The organism is Halomonas sp. THAF5a (assembly GCF_009363755.1).
In the GTDB taxonomy this organism is placed as follows: domain Bacteria; phylum Pseudomonadota; class Gammaproteobacteria; order Pseudomonadales; family Halomonadaceae; genus Halomonas.
Genome location: NZ_CP045417.1, coordinates 3,359,432 through 3,377,016, shown reverse-complemented (window position 1 = coordinate 3,377,016; position 17,585 = coordinate 3,359,432). Strand labels below are relative to the sequence as shown.

The 17,585-nt window shown below is 71.1% G+C and carries 17 protein-coding genes; 9 read left to right on the top strand and 8 right to left on the bottom strand.

Annotation, left to right across the window (positions count from 1 at the left end; translation table 11 throughout):
- Nucleotides 1–179 precede the first annotated feature (179 nt).
- The 4 genes from aceK to FIU83_RS15270 all read left to right on the top strand — a co-directional run bounded on the left by aceK (nt 180) and on the right by FIU83_RS15270 (nt 4,133).
- On the top strand, nt 180–1,925 hold the full coding sequence (aceK, locus tag FIU83_RS15285; protein ID WP_152484842.1) for a bifunctional isocitrate dehydrogenase kinase/phosphatase: 1,746 nt from the start codon (nt 180–182) through the stop codon (nt 1,923–1,925).
- Between the two features lie 94 nt (nt 1,926–2,019).
- Nucleotides 2,020–2,439, top strand: a complete 420-nt coding sequence (locus tag FIU83_RS15280; RefSeq protein ID WP_152484841.1) for an STAS/SEC14 domain-containing protein — start codon at nt 2,020–2,022, stop codon at nt 2,437–2,439.
- A gap of 124 nt (nt 2,440–2,563) precedes the next feature.
- Nucleotides 2,564–3,304 carry an NAD-dependent deacylase gene (locus FIU83_RS15275; RefSeq protein ID WP_152484840.1) on the top strand — a complete coding sequence of 247 codons (741 nt, stop codon included), beginning with the start codon at nt 2,564–2,566 and terminating at the stop codon, nt 3,302–3,304.
- A 52-nt stretch (nt 3,305–3,356) separates the two neighbouring features.
- Complete coding sequence (locus tag FIU83_RS15270; RefSeq protein WP_152484839.1) at nt 3,357–4,133, top strand: tRNA-uridine aminocarboxypropyltransferase; 777 nt, start codon at nt 3,357–3,359, stop codon at nt 4,131–4,133.
- 51 nt (nt 4,134–4,184) lie between these two features.
- Here the strand turns inward: FIU83_RS15270 and FIU83_RS15265 are convergent, their stop codons facing one another.
- From FIU83_RS15265 to def, 8 genes are all read right to left on the bottom strand, one after another.
- Complete coding sequence (locus FIU83_RS15265; RefSeq protein ID WP_216645040.1) at nt 4,185–4,526, bottom strand: c-type cytochrome; 342 nt, start codon at nt 4,524–4,526, stop codon at nt 4,185–4,187.
- A 312-nt stretch (nt 4,527–4,838) separates the two neighbouring features.
- Nucleotides 4,839–6,077 carry a TraB/GumN family protein gene (locus tag FIU83_RS15260; RefSeq protein WP_152484838.1) on the bottom strand — a complete coding sequence of 413 codons (1,239 nt, stop codon included), beginning with the start codon at nt 6,075–6,077 and terminating at the stop codon, nt 4,839–4,841.
- Nucleotides 6,078–6,320: 243 nt separating this feature from the next.
- Nucleotides 6,321–7,769, bottom strand: a complete 1,449-nt coding sequence (locus FIU83_RS15255) for a TrkH family potassium uptake protein (protein ID WP_152484837.1) — start codon at nt 7,767–7,769, stop codon at nt 6,321–6,323.
- 43 nt (nt 7,770–7,812) lie between these two features.
- Nucleotides 7,813–9,186, bottom strand: a complete 1,374-nt coding sequence (gene trkA / locus FIU83_RS15250) for a Trk system potassium transporter TrkA (RefSeq protein ID WP_108445421.1) — start codon at nt 9,184–9,186, stop codon at nt 7,813–7,815.
- Nucleotides 9,187–9,302: 116 nt separating this feature from the next.
- The gene (locus FIU83_RS15245; protein ID WP_152484836.1) at nt 9,303–9,509 is read right to left on the bottom strand and encodes a dodecin; all 207 of its coding nucleotides are present in this window, start codon (nt 9,507–9,509) and stop codon (nt 9,303–9,305) included.
- Between the two features lie 35 nt (nt 9,510–9,544).
- Nucleotides 9,545–10,897 (bottom strand): 16S rRNA (cytosine(967)-C(5))-methyltransferase RsmB, encoded by a 1,353-nt coding sequence (gene rsmB / locus FIU83_RS15240; RefSeq protein WP_152484835.1) that lies wholly within the window; start codon nt 10,895–10,897, stop codon nt 9,545–9,547.
- The gene (gene fmt / locus FIU83_RS15235) at nt 10,894–11,883 is read right to left on the bottom strand and encodes a methionyl-tRNA formyltransferase (protein ID WP_152484834.1); all 990 of its coding nucleotides are present in this window, start codon (nt 11,881–11,883) and stop codon (nt 10,894–10,896) included. The genes rsmB and fmt overlap by 4 nt, the downstream gene beginning before the upstream one ends.
- Before the next feature lie 124 nt (nt 11,884–12,007).
- On the bottom strand, nt 12,008–12,520 hold the full coding sequence (def, locus tag FIU83_RS15230; protein WP_152484833.1) for a peptide deformylase: 513 nt from the start codon (nt 12,518–12,520) through the stop codon (nt 12,008–12,010).
- Nucleotides 12,521–12,691: 171 nt separating this feature from the next.
- Between def and FIU83_RS15225 the strand changes: the two genes are divergently transcribed.
- The 5 genes from FIU83_RS15225 to aroE are packed head-to-tail and all read left to right on the top strand — an operon-like array spanning nt 12,692 to nt 17,343.
- Nucleotides 12,692–13,786 (top strand): LysM peptidoglycan-binding domain-containing protein, encoded by a 1,095-nt coding sequence (locus FIU83_RS15225; RefSeq protein ID WP_152484832.1) that lies wholly within the window; start codon nt 12,692–12,694, stop codon nt 13,784–13,786.
- Nucleotides 13,787–13,833: 47 nt separating this feature from the next.
- Nucleotides 13,834–14,961 carry a DNA-processing protein DprA gene (dprA, locus tag FIU83_RS15220; RefSeq protein ID WP_152484831.1) on the top strand — a complete coding sequence of 376 codons (1,128 nt, stop codon included), beginning with the start codon at nt 13,834–13,836 and terminating at the stop codon, nt 14,959–14,961.
- Nucleotides 14,962–15,018: 57 nt separating this feature from the next.
- Entirely contained in the window at nt 15,019–15,573 is a 555-nt protein-coding gene (locus FIU83_RS15215) for an L-threonylcarbamoyladenylate synthase (RefSeq protein WP_152484830.1), read from the top strand.
- Nucleotides 15,574–15,604: 31 nt separating this feature from the next.
- A complete protein-coding gene (gene hemF, locus FIU83_RS15210) occupies nt 15,605–16,534 on the top strand; it encodes an oxygen-dependent coproporphyrinogen oxidase (RefSeq protein ID WP_152484829.1) in 930 nt (309 codons plus the stop codon).
- Nucleotides 16,531–17,343 (top strand): shikimate dehydrogenase, encoded by an 813-nt coding sequence (aroE, locus tag FIU83_RS15205; RefSeq protein WP_152484828.1) that lies wholly within the window; start codon nt 16,531–16,533, stop codon nt 17,341–17,343. The genes hemF and aroE overlap by 4 nt, the downstream gene beginning before the upstream one ends.
- Nucleotides 17,344–17,585: the final 242 nt, after the last annotated feature.

Here is a 17,585-nt window from a genome sequence, read left to right as displayed (position 1 = left end):
CGCGACGCGCGCCTCGGGTCCGTCCCACAGTGTGGCGGGCCGGCCGGCGGTTCGCCAAGGGGGAAGGTGTCCTTTCGCCACCCCGGGGCGCCGTTCGCCGCGGCGGGCTCCACCATGGTCGGCTCGCGTCGAACGGCACGATTCGTCATGCTGGACCGATCGCCGCCCGGAGTCCGACCATGTCGCATTCGCCCGCCTATCGTCTCGCCGCCACCGTGCTGCACGGCTTCGACGAATACCGCTCGCGCTTCAAGCAGATCACCGATGACGCCAGCCGGCGCTTTCGCGACGCGGCCTGGCGCGAGGCTCAGCAGGCCTCGGCGGAGCGGATCGACCTCTACGACGAGAAGGTCCAGGACACCCTGGTGCGCCTCCGCCGCACCCTCGATGACGAGCAGCTGACCCACTGCGAGTGCTGGCGGGAGGCCCGCGGGCACTACGCCGCGATGATCGACCAGCGACTCGACTACGAGCTTGCCGAGACCTACTTCAACTCGATGTTCTGCTCGCTGTTCCACCATCGCCACATCCGCAACGACTGGATGTTCGTCTACAGCTCCCGGGAGCGGGCGGCGCACCACTCCGGCCTGGAGCTGTGTCGGACCCGGCGGGTGGGCGGCGACTGGGGAGCGGGCCTCGCCTGGGCGCTCGGCGAGGCGCGCTTCGAGACCCCCTTCGTCGACCTGGCCCGGGACGTCGAGCTCGGCAGCGAGGTGCTGCGCCGCCTGCTGCCTGCGGCGATCCTCGAGGACCCCGAGGCCGAGATCGAGCTGATCAAGAGCGTCTTCTACCGCAACAAGGGCGCCTACCTGGTCGGGCGGGTGCTCGGCGGCGGCCGGCAGGTGCCGCTGGTGCTGCCGGTGCTGCACCGTGAAGGCGAGGGGCTGCACCTGGATACGCTGCTGATCGAGCCCGACGAGGTCTCGATCATCTTCTCCTTCACTCGCGCCTACTTCCAGGTCAAGGTCGTGGTGCCCAGCGAGTTCGTGCACTACCTCCAGGAGCTGATGCCCGACAAGCCCCAGGGCGAGCTCTACGCCGCCATCGGCTTCTACAAGCACGGCAAGACCGAGTTCTTCCGCGCCCTCAACCACCAGGTGGCCCGGCGCGAGGACCAGTTCGTCATCGCGCCCGGGGTGCGCGGCATGGTCATGGCGGTGTTCGTGCTGCCCTCGTTTCGCACCGTGTTCAAGATCATCAAGGACCGCTTCGACCCGAGCAAGGAGATGACCGCCGAGAACGTGCGCGACAAGTACCGCCTGGTCAAGCGCCACGACCGGGTGGGGCGCATGGCCGATACCCAGGAGTTCTCCAACTTCATCGCCCGCCAGGACCACTTCGATCCCGACTGCCTGGCGCACCTCCTGGAGGTGGCGCCCTCCACGGTCTATTTGCGCGGCGACAAGGTGATCATCAAGCACTGTTACACCGAGCGCATGATGACCCCCCTCAACCTCTACCTCGAGACCTGCGACGAGGCGGAGACCCGGGCGGTGCTCAAGGACTACGGCAACGCCATCAAGCAGATGGCCGCCGCCAACATCTTCCCCGGCGACATGCTGCTGAAGAACTTCGGGGTGACCCGCCACGGCCGGGTGATCTTCTACGACTACGACGAGATCTGCTACCTCACTGAGTGCCGCTTCCGGCACATCCCCGAACCCCTCTACCCCGAACAGGAGCTCGCCGACGAGCCCTGGTATTCGGTGGGGCCCAACGATGTCTTCCCCGAGGAGTTCGGTCCCTTCCTGTTCGCCGACGTGCGCCTGCGCAAGCTCTGCTACCAGCTGCACCCGGAGCTCTTCGACGCCGACTACTGGACGGGCCTGCAGCGGGCCATCCTCGACGGCCGCGTGATCGACGTCTTCCCCTACCGCAACAAGCGCCGCTTCGTCGGCGACGACGGCAACGGCCTGACCTACTAGGCGTAGCACCGGGTCAGCCCGGGCGGGCCGTGTCGCGCTATGCTGTAGGCAACCGAGCCTGCCTCGCCCGCGACCCACCCCAAGGAGAACGCCCATGCTGGACCTCATTTCCCACCCGGCGGAGCATGTCGTGGCGATGAAGGCGAGCGGTGTCGTCACCGGCCAGGAGCTGCAGGGCGCCATCGATGCCATCGAGGCCGCCAAGCAGGCCCACCCCCGGGTCAGCCTGGTGGTCGAGATCGACGGCCTGCGCTGGTTGACCCTGACCGCCCTGCTGAAGGACATCGGCTACGGCCTGACCCAGCTCGGTGATCTCAGGCACTACCACCGCGCCGCCGTGGTGACCGACCAGGAGTGGGTCACGCACCTGGCCCATCTGGAGGAGCGGCTGTTCAAGGCCGTGGAGATCCGTACCTTCCCCCGGCGCGAGCACGCCGCGGCCATGGCCTGGGTCGCCGAGCTGCCCAGGGGGGAGCACGAGGATCCCGAGGAGGATGGCTATCACGGCGCCTGAGGGGGCGCGTGTCGTCCCCTCGCCCGCGCCGCCTGGCCGCCACCGGGCCCGGAATGGTAGTGTCGGGCCTTGGCATCGCAGGGATCATGCGGGGCGCGCAAGCCCCTCGGGCGAGAGGTGATGAATGGCCGAGCAGCAAGCACCGCACCTGGTGGTGTTCACCGGCGCGGGGATCAGTGCCGAGAGCGGCATCCAGACCTTTCGCGCCAGCGACGGCCTGTGGGCCGACCATCCCATCGAGGCGGTCGCCACCCCCGACGCCTGGCGCCGCGACCCCGAACGGGTGCTGCGCTTCTACGATCAGCGTCGTGACCAGGTGCGCCGGGCCCGCCCCAACGCCGCCCACAAGGCGCTGGCAAGCCTCGAGAAGCGCGGCTTTGCGGTCAGCATCATCACCCAGAACATCGACGACCTGCACGAGCGCGCCGGCTCGCGTCGGGTGCTGCACCTGCACGGCGAGATCCTCAAGGCGCGCTCCACGGTGGATGCGCGCTTGCACTATCCGCTGCCGCGTGGCGGCATCCGCCTGGGGGATCTCTGCGACAAGGGCAGCCAGCTGCGCCCCGACGTGGTGTGGTTCGGCGAGGGCGTGCCCCATTTCGGCGAGGCCTGCGACATCGTGGCCGAGGCCGACCTGCTGCTAGTGGTGGGCACCTCGCTCGCCGTGATGCCGGCCGCGGCGCTGCTCGAGCACGCCCCGCTGGACGCGCCCTGCGTGCTGGTCGACCCCGAGGCCCGCGCCCTCGCGCCTCCCGGCACGCTCGGACTCGCGCAGCCGGCCGGCAAGGGCGTGCCCGCCCTGGTGCGCCACTGGACGCGCGAGGGGCGCCTGTGGCTGCCGGAGACCCTGCTGGGCGAGGCATGAGGCGGGCGCCATGCTAGAATGCGGCCCCCTTCGCCGCCGGGACCCCGCCACCATGCAGCACGATACCCTCCAGGACACCGCCGTCGAGCGCGACCCCGCCGCCGGGCTCTCTTGCGACCCCGCCACCGGTCATCCGCGGCCCCCGCGGCGCGAGTTCAAGGCGCGCGGCAGCTTCGTGACGCGCTGCGAGGGGTGCAACCTGCCGGCGCTCAACTGCCTCTGCCCCTATCGGGTCCGCGCCGAGAGCGAGGCGAAGGTGTGGCTGCTGACTCACCCCCTGGAGCACCACAAGCCGACCAACACCGGCCGGCTGATCGGTGACGTGCTGGGCGATACCGAGGTCTTCACCTGGTATCGCACGGCGCCGGACGAGCGGCTGCTGGCGCTGCTCGACGACCCGCGCTACGACCCCTTCGTGATCTTCCCCGACGACCAGCCCGACTATGCCGAGCGGGTGGTGGGCATGGAGCGCGTCGCGGCCGGCAAGCGGTCGGGGCGGGTGCCGGTGTTCATCATCCTCGACGGCACCTGGCGACAGGCGCGGCGCATCTTCCGCAAGAGCCCCTACCTCGAGCGGCTGCCGGTGCTGCCCCTGGCCACCGAGCGGCTGACCCGCTACCGGCTGCGCAAGCCGGCCTCGGCGGCCCACCTGTGCACCGCCGAGGTGGCCATCGAGCTGCTGCGCCAGGCCGGCGACCGCGACGCCGCCGAGGTGCTCGACGACACCTTCGACGCCTTCAACGACAGCTACGCCGCCAGCCGGCGCCACGAGAAGCTCGAGGCGCCCACCCCGGCGATGCGCCGACTGCTGGAGCGGGCCGGCCGTTAGACGCGTCTCCCGCGCCGAGCCGGTGCCGCCTTTGACCCCCGCGGCCCGGCCTCACTCCTGATGCTTGCCGAGGATCCAGTCGACCAGCTGCCTGGCCTCGTCCTCGCTCACCTCGGGACGCTCCCCGGCCTCCGGCATGGTCGCCGAGCCCCAGTGCTCCTCGCCGCCGCTCATCACGACCTCGACCAGGTAGTCGTGCATCTCGCTATCCGCGTACTTGGCGGCGATGCTGTTGAAGCTCGGCGCCCGCGGGGTGTCGTCGTCCCGGGCGTGGCAGCCCAGACACTGCTTCTCCTCGGCGAGCTTTTGCATGTCGCCATGCATGTCCGCCGTCGCGGAGGCGGCGCCCAGCAGCAGGCCGCCCAGCGTCATGACCAGCATGGTTGTCTTCATCGTCTCGTCCCCCTGCATCGATCTCGACTCCCCCGTCGGGGGCATCGCCCAAGGCGGCCGCCGGCCGTTAGACTGGCGACCGCTGCCTTGAACATAGGTCAGGGAGTCGGGGGTCGGTTTCTGCTTTTTCTCATGCATGGGCGGCCGCCGTTCATGCCGACTCGGCGTCGTGCCCAGAGGACCGCCGCGCCTTTCACTCGGGCCCGCCGCCGCGCCTTTCACTCGGGCCCGCCGCCGCCCGGTCTCGAGGCTTGGCGCCTGGAGCGACAGGGGTGACGGCGAGAGAGGCAGCGGTGGAGAGCGGAGCGGGGATCAGCCGCCGAACAGCTTGCCGGCGATGCGGAAGCCGGCGATCCAGGTGCCGGCGGCGGAGCCGAGGGTGGCAGTGAGGAACACCAGCAGGGTGCGCGAGACCCGGTTGCGCCACCAGCCCCTGAGCTCGGTGACGTCGTGACGCAGGGTCGAGAAGTCGCGCACCTTGGGCTTGCGCAGCCACAGCTCGACCCCGGCGGCCACGAAGCCGGCGCCGATGGTGGGGTTGAGCGAGGTGAGCGGGGCGGCGACGAAGGTGGCCGCGACCGTGAGCGGATGTGCCAGGGCGACCAGGGTGGCGGCGCCGGAGAGCACGCCGTTGATCAGGAACCACTCCGCCACCAGCTGCCAGCCGAGCTCGGTGTTGCGCGAGAAGCCGATGGCGAAGCCGGTCAGCACCAGGGCGGTGATCGCCCAGGGCAGCGCCTTCCAGAGCTTCGACGGCGGCGGCGTGGCCTCCAGGGCCTCGCGCTCCGGGCGGGGCGCCTCGGGCAGCGGCTGTTCCAGCCGTTCGGCCATGCCCTTCATGTGACCGGCGCCGATCACCACCAGTACCCGGCGGTAGCGGCCGGGGGCGGCGTCCTCGGCCAGGCGCAGCACCATGTAGCGGTCGCGCTCGTTGATCAACGGTTCGTAGAGCGAGGCCGATTCGGCGGCGAACTCGCTGAAGGTGGACTCCAGGACGTCGCCCTCCTTGAGCCGCTCGATCTCCTCGGCGGAGACCTGCTGGCGCGAGAGCACGCTGCCGAGCAGCCCCGAGAACAGCGAGAAGCGTTGCCACCAGGGCACGTTGTGATAGATGCGCTTGAGGGTGATGCCCACGTCGCGGTCGATCAGCAGCAGCGGCAGGTCGGCGTCGCGGCTCTCCTCCAGGGCGGCGCGCATCTCGGCGCCGGGCTCGATGCCCGACTGCTCGGCGACGCGCTGCTGGAAGGCGCCCAGGGCCAGGCTGGCCGCGACCATGCCGGCCTTGCCCTGGCGGAAGATCTGGAACAGGTCCTGCTCGCCCAGGGCATCGGGGTTGGTCAGGCTGTGGTGGCGCGAGTCGCACAGCTCGATGGCCACGGCATCGAACTCGCCGGAGCGGATCAGCGCGCGCACGTCCGCGGCGCTCTCGGCGGAGACGTGGGCGGTGCCCAGCAGGGTGTAGCGGGTCTCGCCCACCACGAGCTCCCGGCGCGGACCGCTGGTGGTCGCGTCCTGCGGGGGAGTGATCACGGAGTCCTGGGAGTCGGTCATGGACGCTCGGGCTGTGGGAGTGAAGGCTCGATTATCCACGAAGCGCCGGGGCAGGCCAAACCCGCCGCGACGCTTGCATGGGCTTTCCCTACTTGCGCCAGAAGGCCGGGGTGAACAGCACCAGCACGGTGAAGATCTCCAGGCGACCGAGCAGCATCGCGACCACCAGGATCCACTTGGCCAGGCTCGGCAGGTCGCCCGGTCGTGTGAGCCGCGCTGGCTGGCCAGCGCGCCGGCGACGCCCTACTTGCGCCAGAAGGCCGGGGTGAACAGCACCAGCACGGTGAAGATCTCCAGGCGACCGAGCAGCATCGCGACCACCAGGATCCACTTGGCCAGCGACGGCAGGTCGCCGTAATGCGCGCTGGCCTCGCCCAGCGCCGGGCCGAGGTTGTTGAGCGCCGAGCCCACCGTCGACCAGGCGGTGACCTGGTCGACGCCGGTGGCCATCACCCCCACCAGCATCAAAAAGAACAGCATCACGTAGGCGGAGAAGAAGCCCCACACCGCCTGGGCGATGCCATCGGGCACGCTGACCTTGCCGATCTTCACCGTGATCACCGCATTGGGGTGGATCAGGCGCATCACCTCGCGCATGCCCTGCTTGAGGATCAGGATGATGCGGATCACCTTCATGCCGCCGCCGGTGGAGCCGGAACAGCCGCCCACGAAGGCCGCGACGAACAGCAGGAAGGGCAGGGCGCCGGGCCAGGTGGAGAAGTCGGCCACCGCGAAGCCGGCGGTGGTGGCCACCGAGACCACCTCGAACGCCGCATGGCGCAGCCCCTCGGCGGTCGAGTAGAGGTCGCTCAGCCACAGCGAGACCGCGGTGATCACCGTCAGGCCGCTCAGGAAGAGCATCAGGAAGCGCGCCTCGGGATCCTGGAAGTAGTGGGTCAGGCTGCGCTGCCGCCAGGCCAGGAAGTGCAGGCTATAGCTGAACGCCGAGATGAGCAGGAAGCCGGTGCAGATCATCTCGATGGTGGCGCTGTCGAAGTGGCCGATGCTGGCGTCATAGGTCGAGAAGCCGCCGATCGCCACGGTGGAGAAGCTGTGCCCCAGGGCGTCGAACCAGTCCATGCCGGCGGCCATGTAGGCGAGCATGCAGGCCACGGTCAGGGAGGCGTAGATGTACCACAGCGCCTTGGCGGTCTCGGTGATGCGCGGGGTGAGCTTGGAGTCCTTGAGCGGTCCCGGGATCTCGGAGCGGTAGAGCGCCATGCCGCCGACCCCCAGGGTCGGCAGGATGGCCACGGCCAGCACCACGATCCCCATGCCGCCCAGCCACTGCAGCTGCTGGCGATAGTAGAGCACCGCCTTGGGCAGGAACTCGATGCCGGTGATCACCGTGGCGCCGGTGGTGGTCAGCCCCGAGAAGGACTCGAACACCGCGTCGGTGGGGGACAGCGCGGTGTCGCCGGTGAGCATCAGCGGCAGCGAGCCGAACAGCCCCAGCACGCTCCAGAAGAGCGCCGCGATCAGGAAGCCGTCGCGGGTGCGCAGCTCCTTCAAGGCGTGGCGGTTGGGCAGGTACATCATCGCCCCGGTGGCCACGGTGATGCCGATGGCCACCGCGAAGGCCTCCCACATGCCGTCCTGGTACAGCAGCGAGATCAGGATGGGCGGCACCATGGTCAGGCTGAACATCATCAGCAGCAGGCCCAGGATGCGCAGGATCATGCGCAGGCTCATCGGGCGGCTCTCCTCGGGTCGCCAGGGGGGACGGGGCGGGCCATCAGAAGAACGTCAGTCCGACCTGGAAGAGGCGCTCGACGTCGCGCAGTCGCCGCTTGTCGATCACGAACAGGATGACGTGATCGCCGGACTCCACCACCACGTCGTCGTGGGCGATCAGCACCTCCTTGCCGCGCACCACGGCGCCGATGGTGGTGCCCTGGGGCAGGTCGATCTCGCCGATGGCGCGGCCCACCACCTTGGAGGACTGGGTGTCGCCGTGGGCGATCGCCTCGATGGCCTCGGCGGCGCCGCGGCGCAGGGAGTGGACGTTGACGATGTCGCCGCGGCGCACGTGGGTCAGCAGGCTGCCGATGGTGGCCTGCTGGGGGGAGATGGCGATGTCGATCTCGCCGCCCTGGACCAGGTCGACGTAGGCGGCGTTGTTGATCAGCGTCAGTACCTTCTTGGCGCCCATGCGCTTGGCCAGCATCGACGACATGATGTTGACCTCGTCGTCGTTGGTCAGGGCGCAGAAGATGTCGCAGTCCTCGATGTTCTCCTCCTCGAGCAGCCGCTTGGCGGTGGCGCTGCCGTGCAGCACCACGGTGCGGTCGAGGCGTTCGGAGAGCTGGGTGCAGCGATTGAGGTCGTGCTCGATGATCTTGACCTGGTGGCTGTGCTCCAGGTGCTCGGCGAGGCGCTCGCCGATGTTGCCGCCGCCGGCGATCATCACCCGGCGGAAGTCGCGGTCGAGGCGCCGAAGCTCGCTCATTACCGCGCGGATATCGCGCCGGGCGGCGATGAAGAAGACCTCGTCGTCGGCCTCGATCACGGTGTCGCCGCGGGGGATGATCGGTCGGTTGCGGCGGTAGATGGCCGCCACCCGGGTGTCGACGCTGGGCATGTGGCGGCGCAGGAAGCCGAGCTCCTGGCCCACCAGCGGGCCGCCGTAGAAGGCCTTGACCGCGACGAGCTGCACCAGGCCGCTGGCGAACTCCAGCACCTGCAGGGCGCCCGGGTGCTCGATCAGCCGACGGATATGGTCGGTGACCACCTGCTCGGGGCTGATCAGCACGTCGATGGGCACCGCGTCGTGGGCGAACAGCCCCTTGCGGGTCAGGTAGGCGGTGGCGCGCACCCGGGCGATCTTGGTGGGGGTGCGAAAGAGCGTATGGGCCACCTGGCAGGCGATCATGTTGACTTCGTCGGAGTTGGTCACCGCGATCAGCATATCGGCGTCCTCGCCGCCGGCCTGGCGCAGCACCATCGGGTAGGAGCCGGCGCCGGAGACGGTGCGGATGTCGAGCCGGGTGTGCAGCTCGCGCAGGCGCTCGCCGTCGGTGTCCACCACCGTGATGTCGTTCTCTTCCCGGGCCAGGTGTTCGGCCAGGGTGCCGCCGACCTGGCCGGCGCCCAGAATGATGATCTTCATCGATGTGCTATCCGCTCTGCTCAGCCCCCGGGGATCGAGAGCGGCGCACCCTGTGCGCCGCAGCATACCGAGGCAAGCCTAAATCAGCCGTCGGCAGAAGAACAGGTCGCGCCGGCTCAGTCGAGGGTGAAGCCGACCTTGATGGTGACCTGCCAGTGGGCGACCCGCGCATGCTCGATGTGACCGCGGGTCTCCACGACCTCGAACCAGCGCATGCCGTGCAGGCTCTCCGCGGCCTTGGTCAGGGCGTTCTGGACGGCGCTCTCGATGTCCTTCTCCGAGGACCCCGTCAGCTCGATGTGCTTGTAGGTGTGATGGCTCATGCCGCCTCCTGTCTGGCCTGTCGGGCCCCCGCCGGTCAGGCGGGGCGCTTCTCCAGTCTGGCATAGAAGAAGCCGTCATGGCTGTCGGGCTCGGGCAGCAGCTGGCGGCCGGCGCCGGCGGCGCGGCCCCAGCCCAGGTCGGCCGGCATGGTGGCCTCGGCATCGGGGGTGCGCGCCAGGAAGGCGTCGATCTGCTCGGCGTTTTCCTCGGGCAGCACCGAGCAGGTGGCGTAGAGAAGGGTGCCGCCCGGGGCCAGCAGCGGCCAGAGGTTGTCGAGCAGGCGGGCCTGCAGCTCGGCCAGCCTGGCGATGTCCGAGGGGCGGCGCAGGCGCTTGATGTCCGGGTGGCGACGGATCACGCCGCTGCCCGAGCAGGGCGCGTCGAGCAGGATGGCGTCGAAGGGCGTGCCGTCCCACCAGTCCCGCGCGGTGGCATCGCCCGCCGCGAGGGTCGCCTCGAGCCCCAGGCGGGAGAGGGTGTCCTCGACCCGGGCCAGGCGCACATCGTCGCTGTCGATCGCCTGCAGGTCGAGGTCGAAGAGCTCCAGCAGGTGAGCGGTCTTGCCGCCCGGGGCACAGCAGGCATCCAGCACCCGCGCGCCGGGGCGCGGGGCCAGCGACGGGCCGAGCAGCACGGCGGCCAGCTGGGCCGCCTCGTCCTGGACGCTGACGTGTCCCTCGGCGAAGCCGGGCAGCGTCTCGACGTCGCACGGGGTCTCCAGCGTCAGGCCGTCCGGGGCGTGCAGGCAGAGGCGCGCCTGGATGCCGGCGCCGTCGAGGCGGCCCAGGTACAGCTCGCGGTCGCCGTGGCGGCGGTTGACGCGCAGCGTCATGGGGCCGGCCAGGTTGTTGGCCTCGCAGATCGCCCGCCAGTCGTCCGGCCAGGCCTGGCGCAGGCGCTTGAGCCACCACTTGGGGTGCAGCAGGGCCACCGCCGGGTCGCGGTCCGCCTCGGCCTCCAGCTCGGCGCGCTCGCGCTGCAGGCGGCGCAGGCAGCCGTTCAGCACCCGGGTGGCCCACTCCTTGCCGAGCAGGCGCGCGGCACCGGCGGTCTCGCCCACCGCGGCATGCACCGGGATGCGCAGGTAGAGCTGCTGGTAGATGCCGAGCAGCAGCAGCGCCTGGACGTCGGCGTCGCGGGCCTTGAACGGCTTGGCCAGCAGCGCATTGGCCAGCGCCTCGAGCCGCGGCAGGGTGCGGCAGGCGCCGAAGCAGAGCGCCTTGAACAGGGCGCGGTCCCGGGCGACCACCTGGTGGTCGTCGAGACCGGTGAGCGAGCCCTTGCCGGTGATCACCGGGGCGAGGGCGCGGGCGGCGGCGGCGCGCACGGCCAGGCCGTTATCGCGGCGCTGCTCCCGGGCGCGGGGGGCGGGCGTCTGCTGGCTCATGCCGGGCTCTCCTCGTCGTGGTGTCCCAGGCGGCTGCCCGGGGGGAATCGCTCGGCGCGCGCCTTGAGCAGCTCGCGCACCGCCAGGGGCTTGCCGCCGGGCAGCTGGGCGCGGCTCACCGCCAGCACCTGGTCGCCGGCTTCCCCGCAGGCGATGCGCAGGGCCTCGTCCGAGGGCGCCAGCAGGGTGCCGGGGCGGGCCGGGACGGCGTCCGGCGCCGACGGCTCGGCGTGGGCCATCAGCAGGCGCAGGCGGTCGTCGCCCAGCGCGCACCAGGCCACCGGCCAGGGGTTGAAGGCGCGGATGCGGGCGGCCAGCGCCTCGGCCGGGCGGCGGAAGTCGAGCTCCGCCTCGGCCTTGGAGAGCTTGGCGGCATAGGTGACGCCCTCGGCGGGCTGGGGCGTGGCGGCAAGCCCCTCGCCGGCCAGGGCCTCCAGGGCCTCGACCAGCGCCTCGCCGCCCAGGCGCGCCAGGCTGTCGTGGAGCTCGCCGCCGGTGGTGGTGGTGGTGATCGGCGCTCGCCTGACCAGCAGCATGTCGCCGGTATCCAGGCCCGCGTCCATCTGCATGATGGTCACGCCGCTCTCCTCGTCGCCGGCCTCGATGGCCCGCTGGATGGGCGCGGCGCCGCGCCAGCGGGGCAGCAGTGAGGCGTGCACGTTGAGACAGCCGCGCGGAGGGATGTCGAGCACGGCCTGGGGCAGAAGGAGGCCGTAGGCCACCACCACCATGATGTCGGCCTGGTGGGCGGCGAGCTCGGCCTGCACCTCGGGGCCCTTCAGGGAGACGGGCTGGTGGACCGGCAGGTCGTGGCGCTGCGCCAGCGCCTTGACGGGGCTCGGGGTCAGCTTGCGGCCGCGGCCCGCCGGGCGGTCCGGCTGGGTGTAGACGGCGACGACGTCATGGCGGCTCGCCAGCAGCGCCGACAGGCTCTCGGCGGCGAAGTCGGGGGTACCGGCGAAGATGACGCGCAGGGGTCGGGACATGTTGAGGGCCTTGCCAGTGGGCGATGGCCCTCATGATAACGGAGGCGGCCGGAAACGACGAAGGCCGACGTGCAAACGTCGGCCTTCGAGGGTGGCGGGACGGCGCCGCCGGGCGCCCCGGCGATCAGGCGGGCTGCATCTGCTTGTGGCGCTTCTGCATCTTCTTCATCACCCGGTCGCGCTTGAGCGGCGAGAGGTAGTCGACGAAGAGCACGCCCTCCAGGTGGTCGTACTCGTGCTGGATGCAGTGCGCAAGCAGCCCCTCGGCCTCGAGCTCGTAGGGCTGGCCGTCGCGGTCCTGGGCCTTCAGGTGCACCTTCAGTGCACGCGGCACCTCGGCGTAGTATTCGGGGATCGACAGGCAGCCCTCCTGCATCGGCTCACGCTCCTCGCCGATGGGGGTGTAACTCGGGTTGATGAGCACCAGGGGGCTTGTGCGGTCGTCGCTGACGTCCATGACGATGACCCGACGGTGGACGTCCACCTGGGTCGCGGCGAGTCCGATGCCGCTGGCGTCGTACATGGTCTCGAGCATGTCGTCGACCAGGCGGCGCACCTCGTCGTCGACCGTCTCGACCGGCGCGGCGACCGTGCGCAGCCGCTCGTCGGGAAATTCGAGGATGGGTAATTTGGCCATGGCGTTGGAATCACCGTTATGCTGTCATTTACAAAATGACACTATTCTAGAAGGGCGCGCTCGACGGCGAAACCGCCGAACGTGCCTCACATCAACAGCTTCTGACTATACCACGTCGCCAACGTTCCATGGGCGACGGGCGAGGGGCCAGCAACCCGGGGGAGAGCAGGGATGAAACAGACAGGATGCGCAGCGCGCTGGTGTCGGCGCCTGACAGTGGGGCTCACGGCCGTGCTGATGAGCGGGCTGCCCCTGGTCCAGGCCCAGGGGCTCTCCTGGGACGACGGCTTGAGGGGCGATGCACCGGACCGCTATACCGTGGTGAAGGGTGACACCCTTTGGGACATTTCCGGGCGCTTCCTGCAGCACCCCTGGCAGTGGCCCGAGGTGTGGCAGGTCAATCCGCAGATCGAGAACCCCCACCTGATCTACCCCGGCGATATCGTCTACCTCTACGATTGCAACGGCCGGCCCTGCCTCGGCCTGGAGCGTGGCCAGGGGATGGTGCGGCTGTCGCCGAAGGTGCGCACCTCGTCGCACCGCGAGGCCATCGAGCCGATCCCGCTGGACGCCGTGCGCCACTTCCTGCGCGACCATCGCGTGATCGAGGACCCCGAGGCGCTGGACGAGCTGGCCTACGTGATCGCCGGCGACGACGGCCGGCTGGTCAGTGGCCGCGGCGATCGTCTCTACGCTCGCGGGCACGTCGAGGGCGGCGGGCGCGTCGGCCTCTACCGCGTCGGCGAGCAGTACGTCGACAGCGCCACCGGCGAGTCGCTGGGCCTCGAGCTCGAGAGCGTCGGCGAGGCGCGCCGGCTGCGCCAGGAGGACGACATCGTGGTGATGGAGGTGACCGCCGCCCGCCAGGAGGTCCGCGACGACGACATCGCGTTGCCCCTCGAGGATCGCCGCCTGGTGACCGAGTTCCTGCCCCGGGCGCCCGACCGCGAGATCGACGGCCGCATCCTGGCGGTACCGGGCGGCGTGCGCTTCATCGGGCCGCTGCAGGTGGTCGCGCTCGATCGCGGTCGCCGCGACGGCCTGGAAACCGGCCACGTGCTGATGGTCGAGCAGCAGGGCGAGCTGGTCGACGACCCGCGTACCGGCGAGCCGCTGCGCCTGCCCGGCGAGGATGCCGGCCTGGTGATGGTCTTCCGGCCCTACGAGAAGATGAGCTACGGCCTGGTGATGGAGGCCAAGCGCATGCTGTCGGTGGGCGATCGCATCCACAGCCCCGAGCGCCGGCTGGACACGGCGCTGCGCTAGGCGCGGCGGCCGCGCTGTCGTCCTGACGCGCCGTGCAGGCCCACGCGATGCAGTCCCGCGAGTGGCGCGCCCTGGCCCGGCTGCCCGGCATCGGGCCGCGGCGGCTTGGCGAGCTTACGGCGGCGCGCCCCGACTGGCCGGCCGGCGTCCTGGCCGTGCTGCCCCGGGAGGCCGCCACGGCCCTGCGGCTGTGGCTCGACCATCCCGCACGCAGCCCCCTCACCGCCGAGCTCGACGCCGAGGAGGCCTGGCTCGCCGCCGGTCCCGCCCGCTACCTGCTCCATCCGGGCCACCCCCGTTGGCCGCGGCTCCTCGACCAGATCGCCGATCCGCCGCCGGTGCTGTGGGCGATGGGCGATCTCGCCGCGCTCGAACCGCCGCGACTCGCCATGGTCGGCTCGCGGCGCTCCACCCGCGAGGGGCTCGCCAACGCCGCCGGCTTCGCCGCCGAGCTCGCCGGCCGCGGCTGGTGCGTGGTCAGCGGCATGGCGCTCGGCATCGATGCCGCCGCCCAGCAGGCCGCCCTGGACGCCGGCGGCACCAGCATCGCCGTGCTCGGCTGCGGGGTCGACGTGGTCTACCCGCCGCGCCATCACCGCCTGCACCGGCGGCTGCAGGAGACGGGCGGGCTGCTGCTCTCCGAGCATCCCCCTGGCACCAGGGCACGGGCCGGCTTCTTCCCGCGGCGCAACCGCATCGTCACCGGCCTGTCGCTCGGGGTGCTGGTGGTCGAGGCCGCCGAGAAGAGCGGCTCGCTGGTCAGCGCCCGCCTGGCCCTCGAGCAGAACCGCGAGGTCTTCGCCCTGCCCGGCTCCATCCATAATCCCGTGGCGCGGGGCTGCCTGCAGCTGATCCGCGACGGTGCCGTGCTGGTACGCCAGGTGGACGACATCCTCGCCGAGCTTCGCCAGTGGGTCATGGAGCAGGCCCCGGGACGTGCCCTGGAGGATGACCAGGAGAGCGCCTTCGCCGGGGCGCGCGACCTGCGGGAGTCCGGGGAGGACTCGCTGCTGCGCTGGCTGAGCGACACCCCCACCCCGGTGGATGCCCTGGTCTCGCTGACCGGCCGCGGCGTCGCCGAGTGCCAGCGTGGCCTGCTGGCGCTCGAGCTCGAAGGCGCCGCGACCCAGGCCGCCGGCGGCTGGGTGCGCCTGCCGACCCGATCGGGAGCGTGATAGCATACGCCTTCCAGGATGCCGCCCCGCGGCACCGATCCCGAGGCGAGGAGACCCATGAACGACAGCGCGCTTGCCGATGCCGTCGCCGCCCTGCGGGCCGGCGGCGTGATTGCCTACCCCACCGAGGCCGTCTGGGGCCTCGGCTGCGACCCCGACGACGAGGCGGCCCTTGAGCGCCTGCTGCGCCTCAAGGCTCGCGACCCGGCCAAGGGCGTGATCCTGGTGGCCGCGAGCATCGCCCAGTTTGCCCCCTGGCTCGAGGGGCTGACGTCGGCGCAGCGGGCGACACTGGAGGCGAGCTGGCCGGGGCCCACGACCTGGCTGGTGCCCGACAACGGCCGCGCCCACGCCCTGGTGCGGGGAGAGCATGACCGCGTGGCGCTGCGCGTCAGCGACCATCCGCTGGTCATCGCCCTCTGCGAGGCCTTCGGCGGCCCGGTGGTCTCGACCTCGGCCAACCGCGCCGGCGAGCCGCCGGCGATGAGCGCCGACGAGATCCGCCGCGTCTTCGGCGACACCCTCGACGGCGTCCTCGAGGGCGCCCTCGGCGGGCTCGCGCGTCCCAGCACCATCCGCGACCTGGCCACCGGCCGGGTCCTGCGTTCCTGATCCACTCCCCCGATTTCCCCAGGAGGCACCGGTGGCCCACGCCCATCTGGACGACGTCAAGACCTACCTGCTCGACCTGCAGGACCGCCTCTGCACGGCGCTGGCCGCCGAGGATGGCGGCCGCTTCCGCGAGGACAGCTGGCAGCGCGAGGAGGGCGGCGGTGGCCGATCCCGCGTGATCGAAGAGGGCCGGCTCTTCGAGAAGGGCGGCGTCAACTTCTCCCACGTCTTCGGCGAGCGCCTGCCGCCCTCGGCCACCGCGGCGCGGCCGGAGCTCGTCGGGCGCAGCTTCCACGCCGTGGGGGTCTCCTGGGTGCTGCACCCGGAGAATCCCCACGTGCCGACCAGCCACGGCAACGTGCGCTTCTTCATCGCCGAGAAGGCGGGCGAGGCCCCGGTGTGGTGGTTCGGCGGCGGTTACGACCTGACCCCCTACTATCCGGTGTTCGAGGACGTGGTGCACTGGCACCGGGTGGCCCGCGATGCCTGCGAGCCCTTCGGCGAGGCGGCCTATCCGCGCTACAAGGCGTGGTGCGACGACTACTTCACCCTCAAGCACCGCGACGAGACCCGCGGCGTCGGCGGGCTCTTCTTCGACGACCTCAACGAGGAGGGCTTCGAGGCGAGCTTCGCCTTCCAGCGCGCCGTGGGCGACAGCTTCCTCGACGCCTACCTGCCCATCGTGCGGCGCCGCCGCGACACGCCCTATGGCGAACGTGAGCGCGACTTCCAGCTCTACCGCCGCGGTCGCTACGTGGAGTTCAACCTGGTGTGGGACCGCGGCACCCTGTTTGGCCTGCAGAGCGGCGGGCGCACCGAGTCGATCCTGATGTCGATGCCGCCCCTGGCGCGCTGGATCTACGACTGGCACCCGGAGCCGGGCAGCGCCGAGGCGGCGCTCGACGACTACCTCAAGCCCCGCGACTGGCTGGCCGAGGCGGCCGAGGAGGAGCAGGCATGATCGATCGCTACTGCGTCTTCGGCCACCCGGTCGGCCACTCGAAGTCGCCGGCCATTCATGGGGCCTTCGCCGAGCAGACCGGCGAGCGCCTGGAGTACACCGCCATCGAGGCCCCGCTGGATGACTTCGCCGGCGCCTGGTGCGCCTTCGTGGCCGAGGGGGGCCGCGGGGCCAACGTCACCGTGCCCTTCAAGGAGGCGGCGTTCGCCCTCTGCGACACCCTGAGCGAGCGCGCCCGCCGCGCCGGGGCGGTGAACACCCTGATCCTCGGCGGCAACGGGCTGACGTATGGCGACACCACCGACGGCGTCGGCTTGGTGCGCGACCTCAAGCGTCACGACGTGCGCCTGGCCGGGGCACGGATCCTGGTGCTGGGCGCCGGCGGCGCCGTGCGCGGGGTGCTGGAGCCGCTGCTGGACGAGGCGCCGGCCGGCGTGCGGATCGCCAACCGCACCGCGGCCAAGGCCGCGGCCCTGGCGGCGGACTTCGGCGACCTGGGGTCGGTCGTCGGCGACGGCTTCGCCGCGGTGGAGGGGCCATATGACCTGGTGATCAACGGCACCAGCGCGAGCCTCGCCGGCGACCTGCCGCCGCTGTCCGACGCCCTCTTCGCCCCCGGGGCGACGGCCCACGACATGATGTACGGCGCCGCGCCCACGGTGTTCCTGCGCTGGGCCGCCGAGCGCGGCGCCCGGCCCGTGGACGGCCTCGGCATGCTGGTGGAGCAGGCCGCCGAGTCGTTCTTCCAGTGGCGGGGCAAGCGCCCCGATACCGCCCCGGTGCTGGAGGCGCTGCGCCGGGCGCTGTGAGGTGCTGGCCTAGTTCCCGGAGAGTGGTCGCCGATAGCGAGGAGCGCCGGGTGCAGGCCAGAGAGGAGGTCCTACGCAGGGGTGAGGAGGACACCTCCGAACGGGCTGGCCACGGATGGCCAGCACCGGTCATGCAAGCGGAGCAGGATGCGAGAGCGCCGCAGGGCGTCGGTAGCGCCCAGGGAGGGGTTCACAGCGCCTCCTCGGCGGCCCGGTACCCGGCTATGCTGCGATACCGCTGG

Coding starts and splice junctions, on each gene's coding strand:
- aceK (WP_152484842.1), top strand. CDS start 180: ATGTCGCATTCGCCCGCCTATCGTCTCGCCGCCACCGTGCTGCACGGC.
- FIU83_RS15280 (WP_152484841.1), top strand. CDS start 2,020: ATGCTGGACCTCATTTCCCACCCGGCGGAGCATGTCGTGGCGATGAAG.
- FIU83_RS15275 (WP_152484840.1), top strand. CDS start 2,564: ATGGCCGAGCAGCAAGCACCGCACCTGGTGGTGTTCACCGGCGCGGGG.
- FIU83_RS15270 (WP_152484839.1), top strand. CDS start 3,357: ATGCAGCACGATACCCTCCAGGACACCGCCGTCGAGCGCGACCCCGCC.
- FIU83_RS15265 (WP_216645040.1), bottom strand. CDS start 4,526: ATGAAGACAACCATGCTGGTCATGACGCTGGGCGGCCTGCTGCTGGGC.
- FIU83_RS15260 (WP_152484838.1), bottom strand. CDS start 6,077: ATGACCGACTCCCAGGACTCCGTGATCACTCCCCCGCAGGACGCGACC.
- FIU83_RS15255 (WP_152484837.1), bottom strand. CDS start 7,769: ATGAGCCTGCGCATGATCCTGCGCATCCTGGGCCTGCTGCTGATGATG.
- trkA (WP_108445421.1), bottom strand. CDS start 9,186: ATGAAGATCATCATTCTGGGCGCCGGCCAGGTCGGCGGCACCCTGGCC.
- FIU83_RS15245 (WP_152484836.1), bottom strand. CDS start 9,509: ATGAGCCATCACACCTACAAGCACATCGAGCTGACGGGGTCCTCGGAG.
- rsmB (WP_152484835.1), bottom strand. CDS start 10,897: ATGAGCCAGCAGACGCCCGCCCCCCGCGCCCGGGAGCAGCGCCGCGAT.
- fmt (WP_152484834.1), bottom strand. CDS start 11,883: ATGTCCCGACCCCTGCGCGTCATCTTCGCCGGTACCCCCGACTTCGCC.
- def (WP_152484833.1), bottom strand. CDS start 12,520: ATGGCCAAATTACCCATCCTCGAATTTCCCGACGAGCGGCTGCGCACG.
- FIU83_RS15225 (WP_152484832.1), top strand. CDS start 12,692: ATGAAACAGACAGGATGCGCAGCGCGCTGGTGTCGGCGCCTGACAGTG.
- dprA (WP_152484831.1), top strand. CDS start 13,834: ATGCAGTCCCGCGAGTGGCGCGCCCTGGCCCGGCTGCCCGGCATCGGG.
- FIU83_RS15215 (WP_152484830.1), top strand. CDS start 15,019: ATGAACGACAGCGCGCTTGCCGATGCCGTCGCCGCCCTGCGGGCCGGC.
- aroE (WP_152484828.1), top strand. CDS start 16,531: ATGATCGATCGCTACTGCGTCTTCGGCCACCCGGTCGGCCACTCGAAG.